Consider the following 19,391-nt stretch of genomic DNA (forward strand, 5'->3'; position numbering starts at 1 on the left):
GAAAACCATGGGAGGGACGCCATGACCGCCGGCACGAGGACGGACTTAGAGTCGTCTGCGCTGCACGCTGCCGACAGCCACGATCTGATCCGCGTGCACGGTGCGCGTGAGAACAACCTCAAGAACGTCGACGTCGAGATCCCCAAGCGCCGGCTGACCGTGTTCACCGGTGTCTCCGGATCGGGCAAGAGCTCGCTGGTGTTCGACACGATCGCCGCGGAGTCGCAGCGGCTGATCAACGAGACCTACAGCGCCTTCATCCAGGGCTTCATGCCCACCCTGGCCCGCCCCGAGGTCGACGTCCTCGACGGGCTGACGACCGCGATCATCGTCGACCAGCAGCCGATGGGCACCAGTCCCCGCTCCACGGTCGGCACCGCCACCGACGCGGGCGCGTTGCTGCGGATCCTGTTCAGCCGGCTCGCCAAGCCGTACATCGGCTCACAGAAGGCGTTCGCCTTCAACGTCGCCACGGCGGACGCGTCGGGCACGCTGGTGGTGAACGGGAAGAAGATCGAGAAGGGCTTCAGCGTCGTCGGCGGCATGTGTCTGCGCTGCGAGGGCATGGGCTCCGTCACGGACATCGATCCGACCCAGCTCTACGACGACTCCAAGTCGCTGGCCGACGGCGCGATCACCGTCCCGGGCTGGAAGCCCGACGGCTGGGTGGTGCAGTCGTTCACCGAGTCGGGCTTCCTCGACCCGCGCAAGCCGATCCGCGACTACACCGACCAGGAGCGGGACGACTTCCTGCACCGGGACCCGGTCAAAGTCAAGGTCAAGGGGATCAACACCACCTACGAGGGCCTGCTCGCGCGGGTCCAGAAGTCGTTCCTGACCAAGGACAAGGAAGCGCTGCAGCCGCACATCCGCGCCTTCGTGGAGCGGGCGGTGACGTTCTCCGTCTGTCCCGAGTGCGACGGCACCCGGCTCAGCGCGCTGACCCGGTCCGCGAAGATCGACGGCGTCAGCATCGCCGACGCCTGCGCGATGCAGATCAGCGACCTGGCCGCATGGATCCGCGCCCTCGACGACCCGTCGGTCGCGACGCTGCTGAAGGTGCTCGACGAGACCCTCAGCTCGTTCGTCTCGATCGGCCTTGGCTACCTCTCGCTCGACCGGGCGTCGGGCACGCTCTCGGGCGGTGAGGCCCAGCGCGTCAAGATGGTCCGCCACCTCGGCTCCGCGCTCGCCGACGTCACCTACGTCTTCGACGAGCCCACGGTCGGTCTGCACCCGCACGACATCCGGCGCATGAACGACCTGCTGCTCCGGCTGCGCGACAAGGGCAACACCGTGCTGGTGGTGGAGCACAAGCCGGAGACGATCCTGATCGCCGACCACGTGGTCGACATCGGTCCGAAGGCCGGTACGGGCGGCGGCCAGGTGGTCTTCGAGGGCACCGTCGAGGGGCTGCGGACCAGCGGCACCATCACCGGACGGCACCTGGACGACCGGGCCTCGGTGAAGCCGTCGGTACGCAGGGCGTCCGGCGTGCTGGAGGTGCGCGGCGCGGCGACCCACAACCTGCGGGACGTCGACGTGGACATCCCGCTCGGCGTGCTCACCGTGCTCACCGGCGTCGCGGGCTCCGGCAAGAGTTCCCTCGTCCACGGCTCGGTTGCCGGGCGGGACGGTGTGGTGACGGTGGACCAGTCGCCCATCAAGGGATCCCGGCGCAGCAACCCGGCGACCTTCACCGGAATGCTCGAACCGATCCGCAAGGCGTTCGCCAAGGCCAACGGCGTCAAGCCGGCGCTGTTCAGCCCCAACTCCGAAGGCGCCTGCCCCAACTGCAAGGGCGCCGGCGTCATCTACACCGACCTGGCGATCATGGCCGGTGTCGCCACCACCTGCGAGGAGTGCGAGGGGAAGCGGTTCCAGGAGTCGGTGCTCAGGTACCGCCTCGGCGGCCGGGACATCAGCGAGGTGTTCGCGATGCCGGTGGTCGAGGCCGAGGAGTTCTTCCGCGCCGGTGAGGCGCGTACGCCGGCCGCGCACTCCGTCCTCACCCGGCTGGGCGAGGTCGGCCTCGGCTACGTCAGCCTCGGCCAGCCGCTCACCACCCTGTCCGGCGGTGAGCGGCAGCGCCTCAAGCTGGCCACCCACATGGCCGGCACGGGCAGCGTCTACATCCTCGACGAGCCGACCAGCGGCCTGCACCTCGCCGATGTCGAGCAACTCCTCGCCCTGCTGGACCGGTTGGTCGACTCCGGCAAGTCGGTCATCGTCGTCGAGCACCACCAGGCCGTCATGGCGCACGCCGACTGGATCATCGACCTCGGCCCCGGTGCCGGTCACGACGGCGGCCGGATCGTCTTCGAGGGCACCCCTGCCGACCTGGTCGCCGCCCGCTCGACCCTGACCGGCGAGCACCTGGCGGAGTACGTCGGCGGCTGAGCAGCCCCTCGCCTTGTGCGGCCCCGCCCCGGCAGCACCGGGACGGGGTCCGGCCACGTTCCCGACGGAAGGTACCGACCCATGTCCTCGCACAGCGAAACCGAAACGGTCGTCGTGGGGGCCGGCCCCGCCGGGCTCACGGCGGCGCTCGCCCTGGCCAGGTACCGGCAGCGAGTGGTCCTCGTGGACAGTCGGCGCGCACCGCGGAACAGCGCGTCGGGAGGCGTCCACGGGCATGTGGGTCTGGACGGTGCCACTCCCGCCGAGATCCGCTCGCGCGCCTGGAAGGAACTCTCCCGGTACGCGACCGTGGAGCTTCGGGAAGCCGACGTCGACCGCGTGCGCACCGCGGACGGTGGTCGCTTCGACGTCGGACTCGACAACGGCGACACCGTCGAGGCCTCGACCGTGCTGCTCGCCACCGGTGTCGTCGACATCCATCCGGCTCAGGTGGACGGATTCGCGGACTGCTGGGGCCGGAGCGTGATCCACTGCCCGTTCTGCCTCGGCGAGGAGAACGCCGACCGGCGCTGGGGCGTCGTCGTGGACAACGCGGAACTCGCCACGTTCTCCGCGGTGGCGTTCCGCGCGTGGAGCAGCGACACGGTCGCCATCTGCCGCGAGTCGATGCCGGGCGTCGAGAGCGCTCGCACCGCGGCGCAGGGCATGGGCGGTGACGTCGTCACGGGCACGATCAGCCGCCTGCACCACCGTCAAGGAGCCCTGTATGCGGTCGAGTTCGACGACGGCCGCGTCCTGGAGCGGGAGACGCTGGTGTGGACGCCGGCGCAGCGGCAACAGCCCGTCGTCGCCCGAGCGGTCGACGAGCTGAAGCTGACGGTCGACGACGCGGGCTACTTGAGCGTCGACGACACCCAGTGCACCGGCGTCCCGGGCCTGTACGCGGCCGGGGACCTGGCGTCCCGGTGGAAGCAGTCGTTCACCGCGGCGGCCGCTGCGGGTGCCACGGCGGCCGAGGCCATCCACGCGTCGTCGATCATGAACGCCGTCCGCGGCTGACCCGGAGGCGGACCACGTCGTCGTGCGGTCGATCCCTGGACCGACCGCACGACGACGTGCCGTGGCCCAGCGCGCTACTGCGACTCGTCCGACGGCTTCTCCGTGGCCGTGTGGGAGCTGGTCCTGAGTACTTCGGCCACGGTCAACTCGTAGGAGGAGTACCACCGTTCCCGGCCCAGCCGCTGCGCCACCTGGTGCTCGGGGTCGGAGCGCCACTTCTCCAGGGTCTCCGCGTTGCGCCACAGCACGACCGCGAGGCGCTCGCCGTCCTCGCCCGTGTAGTGCTGGACGTCCACCAGGTCGGGCCCGGCGATGGCACGGACCCGCTGCCGCATCTCGTCCTCGGTGGCGTAGTAGTCCTCGCCCGCCTGATCGGTCAGGCGCGACTTGAACAGGATCACGAACATCCGGAGTCCTCCAGGGTGACTGGGTTCGGGTCGAGGGGCAGGCAGGCGCGCAGCCGGCTGTCGGACGCCGTGACCAGCTCCAACCCGTGCCGGCTGAGCAGGCTCTCCACGAGACGGTCCAGGCGCTGGTCGTTCCTCAGCACCGAGGCGTAGCTCTCCTCCGTGAAGGCGCACTGCTCGTACAGGGGCACGAAGCGGTCCGGGAAGAGGTCGACAAGACGCTTCCGCAGGACTCCTTTGTCGTGTGCGGTCTCCTCCTGCGGCGGGTTGGCCATGATGTGGTAGTGCTGGTACGAGAGGTGGGAGATCGCGTCGGCGTCCTCGATCCGTGACTTCTCGTAGGCCGCCAGGGCCGCCGTCCAGTCCTCGGTGGAGTCGAGGCAGTCGACGAGCGTACGGGCGTCCTCGAAGCCGCAGTTCATGCCGTGTCCCATGAAGGGGGCCATCGCGTGACAGGCGTCCCCGAGCAGCGCCAGGGTGTCCCGCCAGACCCATCGGTCGCAGCGTACGACCGTGAGGGTGGAGACGGACTTGGTGGCGAGCTGTTGGGCGATGTCCGGTATGGCGGCGGTCGGTTCGGGGAAGCGGTCGGCGAACACCTCGTACAGCTCCTGGCCGGCGCCGACCGTGGCGTAGGAGGGCGCGGGCCCTTCGAGCCGCATGAACAGGGAGCCCGAGTACTCCCCCGACGGCATGGGGAACGCGGCGAACAGCGCGTCGCCGGTCGGCCAGTAGTGCATGGTGCGGCTGTCGAGCCAGCCGCCCGGCACGTCGATCTCCTGATAGGCCAGCTCGAGATTGCGTACCTCTGCCGGTACGGTGCGGGCGGCCAGGGCGGCGCGGGCCGTGGAGTGCGCGCCGTCGCAGCCGAGGACGCGGCGGCACGTCAACCGCTGTGCACCGCGGGCGTCTTCCACGAGCACGGCCGGTTCGTCCAGGTCCACGGAGCGCACCCGCTGCTCGAAGCGGACGCTGACGCCGGGGGTGGCCTCGGCGGCGTCCAGCAGGATGTGGTGCAGCCGCTCGCGCTCCACCGACCAGATCGGCTGCCCGTCCCTGCTGTACGGGGTGACGTGGGAGCTGCCGTCGGGCAGGTGCGCGCAGCGTCCGTGCAGGGGGACGCATATCTCCCGCACCGTCTTGTCGAGCCCCAGGTCGGACAGTACGCGCCAGCCGCGCGCGGACAGCATCACCGTGAGGGACCGGCCCTGTCCGCCGCCGCCGCGGCGCGGGTCCGCCCGCTTCTCCAGGATCGTGACCGGACCGAACCGGGGGGCGAGATACATGGCCGTGACCACACCGACCATGCCACCCCCCACGACGACGGTCTCCGGACTGCCCTCGGCGCGACCTCGGCTAGGCCCCCGCATGGCTTCGCCGTCCCCTCGTCCGGCCTGCGTTCGGCTGCCGCAGTTCCGCCAGGACCACAGCGCCCACCTCCTTCGTTGCCAGGGACCCGCCGAGGTCGGGGGTGACTCTTCCGGCCTCGACGGCGGCCGCGACCGCCCGGCGCACGGCGTCGGCCTCCTCGTCATGACCCAGGTGTTCGACCAGCAGCGCCGCGGAGAGAAGGGCGGCGAACGGATTGGCGACCCCGGTGCCCGCGATGTCGGGCGCGCTGCCGTGCACCGGCTCGAAGACCCCTTGCCCGGTCTTGGGGTTGAGGTTGGCCGACGCCGCCACGCCGAGGCCGCCGGCGAGGGCGGCGGTGAGATCGCTCAGGATGTCGCCGTACGAGTTGTTCGTGACGATGACGTCGAACGCGGTCGGGTCGGTCACCAACTTCATCGCGGCGGCGTCCACATACAGATGCGAGGTGTCGAACCGCGGGTGCCGTGCGACCGCCTCGTGCCAGCAGCGCTGCCACAACTGGCCGCCGTTGCGGACGGCGTTGGCCTTGTCCACCACGCACACGGACCGTCGTGCCACGGAGAAGGCGAAGTCCAGGATGCGCGACACACCATGGTGGGTGTTGAGGTCCACGTCGATGGCGATCTCCTGCGGGGACCCCGTGCGTGTGCTGCCGCCGACTCCGCTGTACAGCCCTTCGGTGTTCTCCCGGACGATCGCGCAGTCGATGCCGCGTCGCGTGCCGTCGCGCAGCGGGCTGAGCCGGTCGTGCCACAGCCGTACGGGACGGTAGTTGACGTACAGGTCCAGCTCGGAGCGCAGTGTGGTCAGCACGCTCCGCACGTAGGCGGTGTCGCCCAGCCGGGGATCGCCGACCGCGCCGAGCAGCGTCGCCTCGCTGCTCCGGATCCGGTCGAGGTCGGCCTGGGTCAGGGCATTTCCGGTGCTCAGGTACGTCTCCGCGTTCACCTGGTCGAGGACGTCCAGCCGCACACCGAGTGCGAGCACGTCGAGAACCGCCAGCGCGGGTTCGATCACCTCCGGCCCGATGCCGTCACCGGGGATGACGGTGATCCTTTTCGCGGCGCCGCTCATGCCCGGCCCTGGCGCACGACGTCCGCCACCAGTTCCGTCACGTCGGTCGTCACGTGGAAGTGCCCGCCCGGCCGCGCGCGGACCGTGAACTCACCGGAGGTGACCTCCGCCCACTCCCCCAGCCGTGTCTCGTCCACCAGCGGGTCGCCTACGCCGTGATAGCAACGCACGGCGCACGACAGCGGCTTGGCGCCGGGGCGCGGCCGGTACTCCGCATGGGCCCGCAGGTCCGAACGCAGCGTCGGCAGCAGCAGCTCGCGCAACTCGGCGTGCTCGGCGATCCCGGGTTCGATACCGCCCAGGCCCACCAGCGTCGACCAGAACTCGTCGTCGGGGGCCAGGTGGAGGTCTCCGTCCTCCACGCTTCCGGGCGGTTCGCAGGCGGAGACGCACAGTGTGCGCGGCTCCTCGCCCGCGTCCCGCAGTACCAGGGCGGTCTCGTAGGCCACCACCGCGCCCAGGCTGTGCCCGAAGAGCACGTAGTCGCGCGGGGGAAGCCGCAGCAGATCCGCCGCCGCGTGGCCGGCCATCGCGGCCACGTCGTCCACCAACGGCTCCCCGAACCGGTCACCGCGGCCGGGGTACTGGACGGCCATCAGCTCCACGCCGGGTGGCATCACGGTGGACCACTCGCCGAAGGCCGTGGCCGAACCCCCGGAATGCGGGAAGCACACCACACGAAGCGCGGGACGTTCGACGGTGGTCAGAGAGCGCACCCAGCCCCGTTCCCGTATCCGGCTCATCATCTCCGCCTTTCTCGTCGGCCATCGGCTAACCCGTCCCGTCCCATGTTTTCCGTCGCGCACGAAATCGCAGGATCCGCGACAGATGTCGGCAAGACATCACAGGCGCCGTGGGGCCGGGGCATGACGATGCGGGGAAAAGGAGGATCCCGGATGAGCCCGTCGCTCGATCTCACCGACCCGGCCACCTTCGTCAGGAACGACCCCTACGAGTTCTGGCACCGGGTACGCGGGGAGAGCCCCGTGTACTGGCACCCGGCCGCCGCGGAGCGGCCCGGCTTCTGGGTCGTGGCCGGGTATGACGACGTCCTGTCCTGCTACGGCGACTGGAAGCGGCTCAGCTCTGCCCGCGGCAACGTCCTCGACGTCCTGCTGCGCGGGGGCGACTCGGCGGGCGGGAAGATGCTCGCCGTCTCCGACCGGCCCTGGCACCGGCATCTGCGCAATCTGATGCTCCGCGCCTTCTCCCCCCGGGTGCTGGGCGACGTGGTACGCAAGGTCGAGGAGCGCGCGCAGGAGCTGATCAGCACCGTCACTGAGCTGGGCAGCTTCGACTTCGCCGCCGAGGTCGCCGAGCACATCCCGATGAACACCATCTGCGACCTGCTGTCCATCCCCGCACAGGACCGCAAGCAGCTGCTCCTGTGGAGCAAGGAGGCCCTGGCGTCCGAGCATCAGGAGGGCGCCCGGCTGGACGCTCTGGAGGCACGCAACGAGATCGTGCTCTATCTGATGGAGCTGGCGTTCGAGCGCCGGGCGAAGCCGGGCGACGACGTGATCAGCACGATCGCCACCGCCGAGGTCGACGGCCGCCCGCTCACCCCGGAGGAGATCGCGCTCAACTGCTACAGCCTCCTCCTGGGCGGGGACGAGTCGTCGCGGATGACCGCGATCAGCTCGGTCCTCGCCTTCACCCGGTACCCCGACCAGTGGCGCGGGCTGTGCGAGGGGACGATCGGCCTCGACACCGCGGTGGAGGAGCTGCTGCGGTGGGCGACGCCGGGCATGCACTTCGCGCGCACGGCGCTGAGCGACTTCTCCCTCGGCGGGCGGCAGGTGTGCGCCGGTGACATCGTCACGTTCTGGAACACCTCGGCGAACAACGACGAGACGGTCTTCGCCGAGCCCCGGATCCTCGACCTGTCCCGCCGCCCCAACAAGCACCTCACCTTCGGCCACGGTCCGCACTTCTGCGTCGGTGCGGCGCTGGGCCGGGCCGAGCTGCGCGCGCTGCTGCAGGCGCTCGTCACGTCGGTACGGGACATCGAGCCGGCCGGGGAGCCGCAGCGCATCTACTCCAACTTCCTGTACGGCTACGGCAGTCTCCCCGTCGCCTTCCGGTCGCGGACCGCCTCCTGAAAGGGAACGCCTCATGCTCGACGGTTTCGTCCCCTGGCCCGACCACCTCGCGGATGAGTACCGCCGGCGGGGCATCTGGCTCGGCCGGCCGCTCGGTGACCTGCTGCACGAGTCCTGCCGGCGCCATGCCGACCGCGTGGCCGTGGTCTGCGACGGGCGCGAGATGACCTACGCGGAGCTGTCCCGGCGGGCCGACCGACTGGCGGGCGGCCTGATCGAACTGGGCGTCAGGCCGCTCGACCGGGTGGTCGTCCACCTGCCCAACATCACCGAGTTCGTCGTCCTGGTCTTCGCCCTGCTGCGGGCCGGAGCCATACCGGTCCTGGCGCTGCCCGGGCACCGCAAGTCGGAGATATCCCACCTGTGCGCCCACTCCGGAGCGGTGGCCTACGCCGTGAAGGACGAGTTCGGCGGGTTCGACTACCGCGAAATCGCCCGGGAGATCCCCTCGGTCCGGCACGTCCTCGTCAGCGGCGACGCCCAGGAGTTCACCGCACTGGAGTCACTGGGCAGCGAGGACGTCCCGCTGCCTCGCGTCGACCCGTCGGATCCGGCGCTGTTCCTCCTCTCCGGCGGCACCACCGGACTGCCGAAGCTGATCCCCCGGGCCCATGACGACTACGCCTACGTCATGCGGGCCACGGCGGAGGCGATGCACGTGGGCCAGGAGGTGGCCTACCTCGCCGTCAATCCGGTCGCGCACCAGGCGGCGCTCGCCTGCCCGGGGGTGTTCGGGAGCCTCCTGCTGGGCGGCAAGGCGGTCCTGACGTCGAGCGTGCGGCCCGACGAGGTGTTCCCGCTGATCCGTCGCGAGCACGTCACCGTGACCACGGTCGTGCCCTCCGTACTGCGGCTGTGGGCCGACTCCGGGCAGAAGCCCGACCTGTCGCACCTGCTCGTCCAGGTCGGCAGCGCCCCGCTCGACCCGGCGCTCGCCCGGCGGGCGGGAGAAGTCCTCGGGTGCCGGATCATGCGGTGGTACGGCATCAGCGAGGGCCTGCTGACCCACACCAGGTTCGACGACCCGGAGGACGTGATCACGGGCACGGACGGCCGGCCCATGTCAGGGGACGACGAGGTCCGGATCGTCGACGAGTCCCTGAACCCCGTGCCCGAGGGGGAGGCCGGCGAGATGATCACGCGCGGCCCGTACACGATCCGCGGGTACTACCGGGCCCCCGAGGAGAACACCCGCTCGTTCACGCCGGACGGGTTCTTCCGCACGGGCGACCTCGTCCGGCGCGGCCCGGAGGGCAACATCACGATCGTCGGGCGGATCAAGGACGTCATCAACCGCGCCGGTGAGAAGGTCTCGGCGGAGGAGGTGGAGCGGCAGCTGCGCACCCACCCGTCCGTCCAGGACGCGGCCGTGGTCGGCGTGCCGGACACCGTGCTCGGCGAGCGGACGTACGCCTTCCTCGTGCTGACCGGGTCGCAGGTCCGTACGTCGGCGATGAAGGAATTCCTCCGGGGCTGCGGTCTGGCCACGTACAAGATTCCCGACCGGCTGGTGGCCCTCGACCAGTTGCCACGCACCCCGATGGGCAAGGTGGACAAGAAGGCCCTGCGGGCGCTCGCTACTCGCCGTGCCGTGCCTGCCACAAGGCGGGAAAAGAAGGCGTGAAAATCGCTTTGCGAAGGAACTCCGCGCCGGCCGTTCCCCCCGTACCCATCTTGTTGCCGATCATCCGCTGGACGAGAACGACATGCCGGTACTGCCATTCCTGAAAGGCCTGGTCGAGATCCACCAGACCCTGGCAGATCTGTTCCACCACACCGTCGTCGCTGTGCAGTCCGTGCAATGCGGAGGGCAGGTCGTGGGGCGAGTGACCCTTGGCGTCGAGATAGTCGAGGAAGGCGTCGAAGAGGGTGGGCTCGGCGGCCCGCGCCCTGATGCGCGCCCGTTCCCGGCTGTCCTCGGGAAAGTGCTCGGCCGCCGTCCCGTCGCGCCGGCCGAGCACCACCTCGATCTCACGGAACTGCGCCGAGTAGAAGCCGCTGCCCACCAACTGGTCGCGGAACGTGTCGAACTGGTCGGAGGTCATCGTCTCCAGCACGTCGATCTGCGCCGTCAGCGCCCGGAAGATCGCCCGAGTCCGGCGCAGCGTCCGCAGGGCGGGGCCGCTGTCCGCCTTGCGCAAGGTCACCTGGAGGGCGTCCAGTTCGTGGAGCAGCTCCTTGAACCACAACTCGTGCGACTGATGGACGACGACGAAGAGCAACTCGTCATGCTGCTGCGTGATCGGCTTCTGAATGTCGAGCAAGGTTTCGAGAACCAAGTAATCACGATAGCCGCAGTAGGCGGAATGGGAATTACTCATCACGGGCAGAGGCCTTCGCTCGCCGGGCGTTGACTCCCCTTGGTAACACGGCGAAACCGACCGAAGGTCAGAATCTGTCACCTCTCAGTCAACGGGGCGGCGCACCGCCCTGACACGCCATCATGATGGGGAAGCATGAGTGCCAGGAGAAATCGTCGTCGTTCCCATGCATCACTGAATGGACGCGAAATGGGCGATGCAAAGCACACCGTCCCGCAGCTTTTCGAGGCCGTCGCCGCCGAGGCGGGGGACGACACCGCCATCCTGTTCGAGGGCAAGGCCGTCGGCTACACGGCTCTCAATTCCGCGGCCAACCGGCTGGCACGGTACCTGATCGCCCGTGGCGTGGGACCGGACTCGGTGGTCGCCGTCTCCGTACCCCGGTCCCCCGACCTGGTCACGGTGCTCCTTGCGGTACTCAAGGCGGGCGGCGCCTACCTCGCGCTCGACCCGGCGTATCCGGTGGAGCGGCTGGCGCACATGGTGGCCGACGCGCGGCCGGTGCTGCTGATCCGCGCGGCGGAGCACACGGAACTCACGCTGCCGGACGGGGGCGTGCCCGAGGTCGTTCTCGACGACCCCGCGTTCCGCGCGGAGTGCGAGGCGCACGCCGACCACGACGTGTCCGATCGGGAGCGCCTCGCCGAGCTGCGCGCCGAGCATCTGATGTACGTCGTCTACACCTCGGGGTCGACGGGCCTGCCCAAGGGCGTCGCGGTGACGCACCGTGGCGTCGCCGGCCTGGTGGCGAGCCAGGCCGAGCAGATCGGGGCGGGCCCGGGTGACCGCGTTCTGCAGTGGGCGTCGATCAGCTTCGACGCCGCTTTCTGGGACATCTCGCTGGCCCTGCTGTCCGGTGCGGCACTCGTGATGGCACCGGCCGACGACCTGCTGCCCGGCCAGCCGCTGCGGGACACCATGACCGAGAACAAGGTCACGCACGCCACGCTGCCCCCGGTGGCGCTCAGCGTCACCGAGGCGGACGGCGTCCTGCCCGGCGGAACACTCGTCTCCACCGGTGACGCCCTCTCCCCGTCCCTCGTACGGACCTGGGCCGCGGGCAGGTCCCTGCTCAACGGCTACGGCCCCACCGAGGTCACCGTCGGCATCTCCATCGGGCGGATCACCCGGCCCGACGACATCAGCATCGGCCGCACGTTCCCCGGCAGCACCGTGCACATCCTCGATGAGCGGCTGGCCGAGGCCGGTCCGGGCGACGAGGGCGAGCTGTACCTGGCGGGTCCTGGCCTGGCACGCGGGTATCTGAACCAGGCCGGGCTGACCGCCGCGCGGTTCGTGGCCGACCCGGCCGGTCCGCCCGGCAGCCGGATGTACCGCTCGGGCGACCGGGGTCGGCGACGCGCGGACGGAGAGCTGTTCTTCGCGGGCCGGGCGGACGACCAGGTGAAACTCCGCGGCTTCCGCGTCGAACTGGGCGAGATCGAGACCCGGCTGGCCGCGCATCCCGCCGTCGACCTCGCCTGTGTCGTGGTGGAGGGCGATCTCGCGACGGCGCGGATCGTGGGCTATGTGACCACGCCGGCAAGTACGGAGGCCACCGGCGCGGAGTTACGGCAGTACGTGGCCAGGTCGCTGCCGGAGCACATGGTGCCGTACACCGTCATCGTCCTCGACCGCTTTCCCACCACCCCCAACGGCAAGGTCGACCGCGCGGCCCTTCGTGAAGCCGACGCCAACCCGCCCGTGACGGAGCCGGCGGCCGCCGCCGGCACGGACCTGTACGACCTCGTCAAGCAGATCCTCGGGATCCCGGAGGCACGGCCCGAGGACAACTTCTTCCAACTCGGCGGCCATTCGGTCCTGGCCACACTGCTGGCCCGGAGAATCCGCAAGGAGTTCGACGTCGTGATCCCGATGCGAACGATCTTCCAGGCGGCCACGCTGGAGGAACTGGCGCTTCTCGTGGAGGCGGCCGAAGGGTAGGACGAGTTCGCCCGATCACCGTGGAACTCCTGAAGCACCTGGGTGCCGTCAGTCGTCGGGGATGCCGGCTCCGCTGAGGGCGGGGACGGTGATCTCCGGGCGGGCGAGGGAGCGGGCGCCGAAGCGGAACTGGTCGAGCTTGTCGACGATGGTCCGGCCGACCGGGGTATGGCCCCAGATGCTGATGCCCTGGTGGGTGCTGGGCTCCCAGGTGGACTCGTCGACGACGATGGGGTTCCAGCCGACCTCCCACTCGAAGCCCGAGGGTGTGCGGGCGTAGTAGGACAGCTCCTTGTCGTTGGTGTGCTGGCCGACGGAGAGGGCCATGTCGAAGCCGAGTTCGCAGACGCGCTCGTAGCTGCGTGCCACGTCGTCGAGGGTGGACACCTGGACGTTGAGGTGCTGGACGCGGGTGCGGATCGGGTCGATCGGCAGGCCGCGGACGGCGGCGATCGCAATGGAGTGGTGGCGTTCGTTGACGCGCAGGAAGCGGATCTTGAGTTTGACGCCGCTGATGGTCTCGTCGATGTAGTCGGTGAGACGGGCGTCGAAGACCGTGTCGAAGTAGCCGCGGAGCCGGGCCGGTTGGGTGGACGTGAGCGCGATGTGCCCCATGCCGGAGTCGCCGGTGACGAAGCCGGAGGCCAGCATGCGCAGCGGCTCCCCCGATTTCACCGCCGTGGTGTAGATCTCCTGGGTGATGCCCTTGGGGCCCGGGAAACGCAGCAGGCGTTCGACGCCGCGCAGGGCCGCCTCCTCGGCGCTGCCCTCGACGCAGGGGACGCCGTGGGCCCGGATACGGGCCTCGATCTGCTCGAAACTGCCGTGGTCGTCGATGTGCCAGCCGGTGGCCACGACGTCCTCGGCCGGGCCGCGCCGGATCAGGAACCGGCAGTCCTGGTCGTCGAGGCGGAAGCGCATCAGGTCGCGGGAGAGGTCGTCGTGGTGCATGCCGATGGCGTCGGTGCCGAAGCGGCGCCAGTCGGTGAAGCGGTTGGTCTCGATGACGAGGTAGCCGAGGTGGACGGCGCCGAAGACGGAGGCGGTGGTGTTCATCGGCGGCCTGCCAGGAAGTCGGCGCACAGCCGGTTGAACAGCTCGGCGCGTTCGAACTGCACCCAGTGCCCGGTGTTGGCGACCTCGTACAGATCGCAGTTGGGCATGCGCTCGGCGAGCATGCGACCGCCGGAGGGCCGGTTGACCTTGTCGTCGGCGCCCCACAGCACCAGGGTCGGCACGGGCAGCCGGGCCAGGCGGTCGTCCCGGGTGAAGTCCATCTTCCACAAGGTGCGCAGGGCGTTCGGGCCGGAGGGCCGCCGCAGCGGCGGGGCGGCGACGACCTCAAAATCGATGCTCGCCCGGAAACGCTCCTCGATGACGCTCTCGGGCACGTCGGCAGCGTTGAAGACGAGGTAGGTGCGGATGAACTTCTCCAGCTTCGACCGCGAAGGCCCTTCCCCGGAGTAGTAGTTGAAAAGACTGTTGAGACCCGGCGTGGGCAGGGCACGGGTGGTGCCGACGCCACCGGGGCCCATCAGGACCATGCGGTCGACCCGGTCGGGGGTGTCCAGCGCGATGCGCAGGGCACACGCGCCGCCGTAGGAGTTGCCGACCAAGTGGGCCTTGTCCAGGCCGAGTCGGTCGAGCACGCCGCGGATCCCGTCCGCGAGACAGCCGAACGGGTCGGCGCCGTCGATGCCCTTGGTACTGCGGCCGTAGCCGGGCAGGTCGGGGACGATGACCCGGTACTCCTTCGCCAACGGGCCGATGTTGCGGGCGTAGTTGGAGACGCCGGAGGCGCCGGGGCCGCCGCCGTGCAGGAGCAGCACGGCCGGGCCGTCACCGGTCTCGGCGACGAAGATCTTCTTGCCGGCCACGTCGAGCAGGGATTCCCGCATCGCCGGCGGTTCGGTCTGCGTGGTCATGGTGGTCCTCACTGGGCTGAGACGGTGGCCGGCCGGGAGGTGGGCGCAAACCCGGTCGGCGGAGGCGGCAGTTGGGAGCCGGCGGGTGCGGCGGCGTAGACGTAGGCGTCGGGGCGCAGGGCGAGGGTGGTCACCCGGTGCTCCTTCATCCAGCGCAGCAGAACGCCGTCGCTGTCGACGACCGTGCCCTCGGCCGGGCGGGATCCGGCGGGCATGACGGTGAGCGAGGGGACGCCCAGGCGCTCCCAGGCGGGCTGGGGCACGGGAAGTGCGCCGTGCAGGAGCAGCCAGCGGCCGCCGAGCACGTCGTCCAGGCGGACCCGGTTGCCGTCAGGGCCGGTCACCCAGGGCTGCGGTATCTGATGACCCGACGCCTTGGTGCGCGCGCGGTCCTGCAGGCCGCCCGCGTAGTGGGCGACGGGTATCCAGTTCGAGTCCTGCAGCCAGTCGGTAAGACCTGGCGCCCGGTTCAGGACGGGAAGCACGGCGTCCCGGACACCCGTGATCGCACGGCGCCGCTCGGTGATGATCCGGCCGACGAACACCGCCCGCTTGGTGACCTCCTTGACGTGCGGCTTGCGTTCGGCCTCGTAGCTGTCGAGCACCGACTCGGGCAGCTCGCCGCGCAGCACCGCGTCCAGCTTCCAGGACAGGTTGGCCACGTCCCGCACCCCGGCAGCCATGCCCTGGCCGATCCACGGCGGCATGGCGTGGGCGGCGTCACCGGCGAGGAAGACCCGCCCCACCCGGAAACGGGCCGCGAAACGCACGTGATGGCTGTAGACGGTGGCCCGCAGGATCTTGATCTGGTCCCGGCCGATGCCGTACCGGGACACCATCGCATAGATGGCGTCGTCGGTGGTCAGGCGCTTCTCGTCCTCCCCGGGCAGGATCGGGAACTCCCAGCGGTGATGCCCGAGGGGCGTCGGGCAGTCCACGGCCGGTCGCGTCGGATCGCAGCGGAAACGCAGCCGGTCGTGGTCCGGCCACGGCTTGAGCATCTCGGTGTCGACGACCACCCAGCGGTCCTCGTACGTCCGCCCCTCGTAACCGACGTTCAGCTGGGCGCGGGTCAGGCTGGAGCCGCCGTCCGCGGCGATGACGTAGGAGGCGCGCAGGCGTCGTACGGAGTCGTCGACGGTGGACAGGGCCGTCAGTTCCACGCCGTCGCCGTCCTGGCGAAGGCGCAGGCACTCGTGGCGCAGAAGCACCTCGACGTTCGGATAACGGTCGACTCCGTCGCGCAGGACCTGTTCGAGCGCCGGCTGGTAGAGGAACATCTGCGGCGGATGCCCATGGCCACGCGGGGTGGGGTGAGCGCTGAGGAAGGTACGGCCCCGGGCATCGACAAAATCGAGGGCCCGCTCGGCCAGCATGTCCCGCTTCAGCCGCTCCGCCAGGCCGGTGCGCTGCCAGATCCGTACGACCTCCTCGTCCGTGGAGATCGCCCGCGCGCGGGAGAAGATCTCGGCGTCGCGTTCCAGGACGACGACCCTGAGCCCCATCCCTCCCAGCAGGTTCGCTGCGGTCACCCCCGTGGGGCCGTAACCGATCACCGCCACGTCGTACGTGCTGTCCCCGGCTCTGTCCTTGGCGCTGATCTCAGTCACCAGGCCACCTCACTGTCGTCCCTGTTGCGCACGGCTCTTGCTGTAGCAGTCACTCCAATTGGAATGGCTGCTACAGTAAGGAGGGGCGCGGGATAGGGTCAAGTGCTGGGGACGGGAGAAAGGGCACACTCGATGACCAGGCCGCAGACGACGCGCAAGAAGCGCGCGAACGGGGTGGAGTCGCGACTGCGGATCCTCGACGCCGCGGTGGAGATCGCGGGCGAGCGTGGGTACGAGGGCACGTCGATCGCGGCGGTGAGCGCCAAGTGCGGACTGCCGGCCAGCTCGATCTACTGGCACTTCAAGGACAAGGACGACCTGATCGCCGCGGTCATCGAGCGCAGCTTCGAGACCTGGCTGACAGCCGTCGAGCTGCCCGGCGAAGAGACGGGCACACCGCTGGAACGGGTCACCACCATGGCGGCGAACGTGGCGAGGTCACTCGTCGACGCGCCCGACTTCCTGCGCCTCGGCCTGATGCTCGCCCTGGAGCGGCGCCCCACGGAACCGAGGGGCCGGACCGTGTTCCTCCAGGTCCGCGACATCTCCCGGCGGAAGATCGCCGAAATGATCGAGACCCTCGTCCCGGACCTGGACGAGGATTCCGTGCACACCCTCACCACCTACGCCGTGGCCGGCGCCGACGGTCTGTTCATCCATCGCGAGATCTCCGGCGACAGCGTCGACCTGGTGGCCATGTTCGAACTGCACGCGCGCCTGATCTTCGACGCGGCGACGCGCATGGCCGCAAGCAGCCCGGCGCGCCTCTGAGGCCCGGGCACTGCCGACGGGACGGCTCCGACACCGTCGACCGCGACCACTCCGACACACTCTCTCGCGGAACTGGGTGTCGCGCCCTTGGTGTTGCCTGATCAGGCCCTGGCAAGCCGGGGGAAGAGGACCTCGGCGCTGCCGCGGTTGATCGCGTCCAGCTGGCCGGGCTCGAAGCCGTCGTAGCCGTCCAGCATGGAGTCGAGGAGCGGGCCGGCCTCCTGCGGGGCGAAGGGGAAGTCGCTGCCGTAGAGGATGTGCCCGGGGGCGGCGAAGGCGAGCAGCGAGGGCAGGGCGGACGGCGTGGAGGACAGCGCGGTGTCGAAGTAGAAGCGCTGCAGATCGGTCAGGACGCCCATCGGCGTGGTGCCGGGGTTGAACTGGGCGCCGCCGGTGAACCGCCAGGCCGCGTACGGCAGGAAGCCACCGGCATGGGAGAGGATCACCTTCATCCGGGTGTACCGGCTCATCACGCCGCCCAGCGTCATGTGCACGGCGGTCCGGGTGGTGTCGAACGGGAAGTCCAGCAGCGGGCCGGGCATGCCCTCCAGCATGGGCATCGGCGGCGCGTCGGGATGGACGAAGACCACCGCGGCGCGGGCGTCCAGCTCGGCCCACAGCGGCTCGAACATCTTGTCGCCGAGATAGCGGCCCCGCACGTTGGACATCAACACCACGCCGTCGGCGCGCAGTTCGTCCAGCGCGTGGACCGCCTCGGCGACGGCGCCGTCCACGTCCGGCAGCGGAAGCCCGGCGAAGAACCCGAAGCGGTCCGGTCGGTCCTTGGCCAGCTCCGCGCTGTACTCGTTGACCCCGCGGGCGATCGCGCGGGCCTCGGCGTCGTCGCCGAAGTGGGTGCCCGGCGAGCTGATGGACAGGATGCCGGTGGCGATCGACCGGCGATCCATCATCGCGATCGCGCTGTCCGCATCCCATGCGGGGGTGGGCCAGCCGGCGGCCGTCACGCCGTGGCGGTCCATCGCGTCCCGGTAGGCCGGAGGGATGAGGTGCTGATGGACGTCGATGCGATACGGAGAGGGCACGACCTCTCGCCTCCTAATATTTAGGCGGCTAACTATTGCTCTGGTAAGTTACACCTCTGTGAGCAAGGAACACAATGGCGAGCGGGTCGGGCCGGAGGACGGCGTCGACACCATCGGCGAGGTCAGCGAGGTCGACACCGTCAGCGAGGTCGGCGAGGTCGGCGCGGAGGAGATCGCACGGGCGGCCGACGCCCTCTTCGTCGCCATGCGACGGGCCCGTTCTGCGGGCGCAGAGCACTTCGGCGGGCTCTCCCTGGCCCAGGTCGCACTGCTCGAACCACTGGCCACGGAGCCGGACATCCCGGTGGGCCGACTGGCGAGCAGCGCGGACGTCAGCGTCCCCACCGCCACCCGCATGCTGCAGCAACTGGAGACGAAGGGCATCGTGGTGCGCCGCCGGTCCCCCGAGGACGAGCGGCGGGTCCTGGTCAGCCTCACCGACAAGGGAGCCGAGTTGATGGCGACGCTCCGGGCCCGGCTACGGGAGCGCCAGGCCCATGCCTACGAGGCGTTCACGCCGGTCGAGCGCACCCAGCTCGTCACCCTCTTGCGCCGCCTGACCGAACTCGTCTCCGACACCGGCACGGACCCCCAGCGGTAGTCCCCAGGTCGCCGAGGGATCAGTCGGCCGCGGCCTCCGTGGCTTCCGTGGCCTCCGCGACCACCGTCGACGCGACCTCCGCGACCACGCCGCGCGCCTCCCGCTCCGGCACACCGGCCGCGATGAGCGTGGTGACGGCGGTCCGGGTGCCGTCGTCCTCCAGCGCCCCGCTGTTGACCTCCTCCAGCAGCGCGACCGTCATCGCCTCCACACCGGCGCTGAGCACGGCCGGCGGCAGGTGGGAATGGAAGACGCCGTCGCGCTGACCTCGTTCGAGGATGGCCGCGCCCTCGGCGCGGGCCGGCGCCAGGATCTCGGCCACGCGTTCGGTGCCCAGGTCGCGGCGGGCCAGCGCCAGCAGGAACCGGTAGCGGTCCCCCACGGGCCAGATCGAGAACACGAAGTACGCGAGCGCCCGCTCGGCCGGCTCGTCCGGCCCGAAGTGCGCCGCCCCGGCCGCCAGCGTGCCCCGAAGGGCTTCGGATGCCTCCTCGGCGAGCGCCTCCAGCAGCGCCGCACGCCCGGGAAAATGACCGAAGAGGGTGCGCCGTACGACACCGGAGGCCCGCGCCAGCTCCTCCAGCGTGACGTCAGGATTGCGGCCGAGCTCCTGGCGCGCCGTGGCCAGGATGCGCGCCCGGTTTGAGCGCGCGTTGCGTCGCTGAGGCACACGGGCCGCGGGCTTGCTCACGAATACCTCGGCGAATTCACTGAGCGTTTTCAGCACGGCCACTGATCGGGTGACGCCGACGGGGTGCGCAACGCACGAGGCTCCCGTGCCGTTGGGGGAGGTGTTCGAAGT

The 19,391-nt window shown here is 70.2% G+C and carries 17 protein-coding genes; 7 read left to right on the plus strand and 10 right to left on the minus strand.

The window, feature by feature from the left end; all coding sequences use genetic code 11:
* Positions 1–21 precede the first annotated feature (21 nt).
* Together ACFY3C_RS44840 and ACFY3C_RS44845 are read left to right on the plus strand one after the other, a co-directional pair.
* Positions 22–2,400 (plus strand): ATP-binding cassette domain-containing protein, encoded by a 2,379-nt coding sequence (locus ACFY3C_RS44840; protein ID WP_390775058.1) that lies wholly within the window; start codon positions 22–24, stop codon positions 2,398–2,400.
* A gap of 81 nt (positions 2,401–2,481) precedes the next feature.
* The gene (locus ACFY3C_RS44845) at positions 2,482–3,420 is read left to right on the plus strand and encodes an FAD-dependent oxidoreductase (protein ID WP_390775059.1); all 939 of its coding nucleotides are present in this window, start codon (positions 2,482–2,484) and stop codon (positions 3,418–3,420) included.
* 74 nt (positions 3,421–3,494) lie between these two features.
* On the opposite strand, the gene ACFY3C_RS44850 is transcribed toward ACFY3C_RS44845, so the two are convergent.
* From ACFY3C_RS44850 to ACFY3C_RS44865, 4 genes are read right to left on the minus strand one after another with little or no spacing between them, the layout of a single operon-like run.
* Positions 3,495–3,827, minus strand: coding sequence for an antibiotic biosynthesis monooxygenase family protein (locus ACFY3C_RS44850; protein ID WP_386575823.1), 333 nt, complete (start codon positions 3,825–3,827; stop codon positions 3,495–3,497).
* A complete protein-coding gene (locus ACFY3C_RS44855; protein WP_390775060.1) occupies positions 3,818–5,197 on the minus strand; it encodes an FAD-dependent oxidoreductase in 1,380 nt (459 codons plus the stop codon). The genes ACFY3C_RS44850 and ACFY3C_RS44855 overlap by 10 nt, the downstream gene beginning before the upstream one ends.
* Positions 5,184–6,272, minus strand: coding sequence for an isocitrate/isopropylmalate dehydrogenase family protein (locus ACFY3C_RS44860; RefSeq protein ID WP_390775061.1), 1,089 nt, complete (start codon positions 6,270–6,272; stop codon positions 5,184–5,186). Before ACFY3C_RS44860 ends, ACFY3C_RS44855 begins: the two co-directional genes overlap by 14 nt.
* Positions 6,269–6,988 carry a thioesterase II family protein gene (locus tag ACFY3C_RS44865; protein ID WP_386575827.1) on the minus strand — a complete coding sequence of 240 codons (720 nt, stop codon included), beginning with the start codon at positions 6,986–6,988 and terminating at the stop codon, positions 6,269–6,271. Before ACFY3C_RS44865 ends, ACFY3C_RS44860 begins: the two co-directional genes overlap by 4 nt.
* Positions 6,989–7,168: 180 nt before the next feature.
* Between ACFY3C_RS44865 and ACFY3C_RS44870 the strand changes: the two genes are divergently transcribed.
* Together ACFY3C_RS44870 and ACFY3C_RS44875 are read left to right on the plus strand one after the other, a co-directional pair.
* A complete protein-coding gene (locus ACFY3C_RS44870; protein ID WP_390775062.1) occupies positions 7,169–8,374 on the plus strand; it encodes a cytochrome P450 in 1,206 nt (401 codons plus the stop codon).
* A 13-nt stretch (positions 8,375–8,387) separates the two neighbouring features.
* On the plus strand, positions 8,388–9,998 hold the full coding sequence (locus ACFY3C_RS44875; protein ID WP_390775063.1) for a (2,3-dihydroxybenzoyl)adenylate synthase: 1,611 nt from the start codon (positions 8,388–8,390) through the stop codon (positions 9,996–9,998).
* On the opposite strand, the gene ACFY3C_RS44880 is transcribed toward ACFY3C_RS44875, so the two are convergent.
* Entirely contained in the window at positions 9,952–10,695 is a 744-nt protein-coding gene (locus ACFY3C_RS44880; RefSeq protein WP_390775071.1) for a tryptophan 2,3-dioxygenase, read from the minus strand. The genes ACFY3C_RS44875 and ACFY3C_RS44880 overlap by 47 nt on opposite strands.
* 189 nt (positions 10,696–10,884) lie before the next feature.
* Here ACFY3C_RS44880 and ACFY3C_RS44885 point away from each other — a divergent pair, with 189 nt between their 5' ends.
* On the plus strand, positions 10,885–12,639 hold the full coding sequence (locus ACFY3C_RS44885) for a non-ribosomal peptide synthetase (protein WP_390775064.1): 1,755 nt from the start codon (positions 10,885–10,887) through the stop codon (positions 12,637–12,639).
* A gap of 48 nt (positions 12,640–12,687) precedes the next feature.
* Here the strand turns inward: ACFY3C_RS44885 and ACFY3C_RS44890 are convergent, their stop codons facing one another.
* The 3 genes from ACFY3C_RS44890 to ACFY3C_RS44900 are packed head-to-tail and all read right to left on the minus strand — an operon-like array spanning position 12,688 to position 16,174.
* A complete protein-coding gene (locus ACFY3C_RS44890; RefSeq protein WP_390775065.1) occupies positions 12,688–13,695 on the minus strand; it encodes a VOC family protein in 1,008 nt (335 codons plus the stop codon).
* Entirely contained in the window at positions 13,692–14,564 is an 873-nt protein-coding gene (locus tag ACFY3C_RS44895; RefSeq protein ID WP_390775066.1) for an alpha/beta fold hydrolase, read from the minus strand. The genes ACFY3C_RS44890 and ACFY3C_RS44895 overlap by 4 nt, the downstream gene beginning before the upstream one ends.
* An 8-nt stretch (positions 14,565–14,572) precedes the next feature.
* On the minus strand, positions 14,573–16,174 hold the full coding sequence (locus tag ACFY3C_RS44900) for a bifunctional 3-(3-hydroxy-phenyl)propionate/3-hydroxycinnamic acid hydroxylase (protein WP_390775067.1): 1,602 nt from the start codon (positions 16,172–16,174) through the stop codon (positions 14,573–14,575).
* A gap of 132 nt (positions 16,175–16,306) precedes the next feature.
* Here ACFY3C_RS44900 and ACFY3C_RS44905 point away from each other — a divergent pair, with 132 nt between their 5' ends.
* On the plus strand, positions 16,307–16,945 hold the full coding sequence (locus tag ACFY3C_RS44905) for a TetR family transcriptional regulator (RefSeq protein WP_390775068.1): 639 nt from the start codon (positions 16,307–16,309) through the stop codon (positions 16,943–16,945).
* A gap of 101 nt (positions 16,946–17,046) precedes the next feature.
* Here the strand turns inward: ACFY3C_RS44905 and ACFY3C_RS44910 are convergent, their stop codons facing one another.
* A complete protein-coding gene (locus tag ACFY3C_RS44910; protein ID WP_390775069.1) occupies positions 17,047–17,988 on the minus strand; it encodes an amidohydrolase family protein in 942 nt (313 codons plus the stop codon).
* 58 nt (positions 17,989–18,046) lie between these two features.
* Between ACFY3C_RS44910 and ACFY3C_RS44915 the strand changes: the two genes are divergently transcribed.
* Complete coding sequence (locus ACFY3C_RS44915) at positions 18,047–18,589, plus strand: MarR family winged helix-turn-helix transcriptional regulator (protein WP_390775070.1); 543 nt, start codon at positions 18,047–18,049, stop codon at positions 18,587–18,589.
* Between the two features lie 19 nt (positions 18,590–18,608).
* Here ACFY3C_RS44915 and ACFY3C_RS44920 read toward each other — a convergent pair whose 3' ends face one another.
* Complete coding sequence (locus ACFY3C_RS44920; RefSeq protein WP_390775072.1) at positions 18,609–19,280, minus strand: TetR family transcriptional regulator; 672 nt, start codon at positions 19,278–19,280, stop codon at positions 18,609–18,611.
* Between the last annotated feature and the right edge of the window lie 111 nt (positions 19,281–19,391).

It is taken from the genome of Streptomyces sp. NPDC001410 (genome assembly GCF_042895235.1).
Classification (GTDB): Bacteria; Actinomycetota; Actinomycetes; order Streptomycetales; family Streptomycetaceae; genus Streptomyces.

Bases quoted from the DNA above. Each gene is read 5' to 3' on its own strand.
- ACFY3C_RS44860 (WP_390775061.1), bottom strand. From the start codon at position 6,272: ATGAGCGGCGCCGCGAAAAGGATCACCGTCATCCCCGGTGACGGCATC.
- ACFY3C_RS44885 (WP_390775064.1), top strand. From the start codon at position 10,885: ATGGGCGATGCAAAGCACACCGTCCCGCAGCTTTTCGAGGCCGTCGCC.
- ACFY3C_RS44890 (WP_390775065.1), bottom strand. From the start codon at position 13,695: ATGAACACCACCGCCTCCGTCTTCGGCGCCGTCCACCTCGGCTACCTC.
- ACFY3C_RS44875 (WP_390775063.1), top strand. From the start codon at position 8,388: ATGCTCGACGGTTTCGTCCCCTGGCCCGACCACCTCGCGGATGAGTAC.
- ACFY3C_RS44870 (WP_390775062.1), top strand. From the start codon at position 7,169: ATGAGCCCGTCGCTCGATCTCACCGACCCGGCCACCTTCGTCAGGAAC.
- ACFY3C_RS44840 (WP_390775058.1), top strand. From the start codon at position 22: ATGACCGCCGGCACGAGGACGGACTTAGAGTCGTCTGCGCTGCACGCT.
- ACFY3C_RS44850 (WP_386575823.1), bottom strand. From the start codon at position 3,827: ATGTTCGTGATCCTGTTCAAGTCGCGCCTGACCGATCAGGCGGGCGAG.
- ACFY3C_RS44895 (WP_390775066.1), bottom strand. From the start codon at position 14,564: ATGACCACGCAGACCGAACCGCCGGCGATGCGGGAATCCCTGCTCGAC.
- ACFY3C_RS44855 (WP_390775060.1), bottom strand. From the start codon at position 5,197: ATGCGGGGGCCTAGCCGAGGTCGCGCCGAGGGCAGTCCGGAGACCGTC.
- ACFY3C_RS44845 (WP_390775059.1), top strand. From the start codon at position 2,482: ATGTCCTCGCACAGCGAAACCGAAACGGTCGTCGTGGGGGCCGGCCCC.
- ACFY3C_RS44905 (WP_390775068.1), top strand. From the start codon at position 16,307: ATGACCAGGCCGCAGACGACGCGCAAGAAGCGCGCGAACGGGGTGGAG.
- ACFY3C_RS44880 (WP_390775071.1), bottom strand. From the start codon at position 10,695: ATGAGTAATTCCCATTCCGCCTACTGCGGCTATCGTGATTACTTGGTT.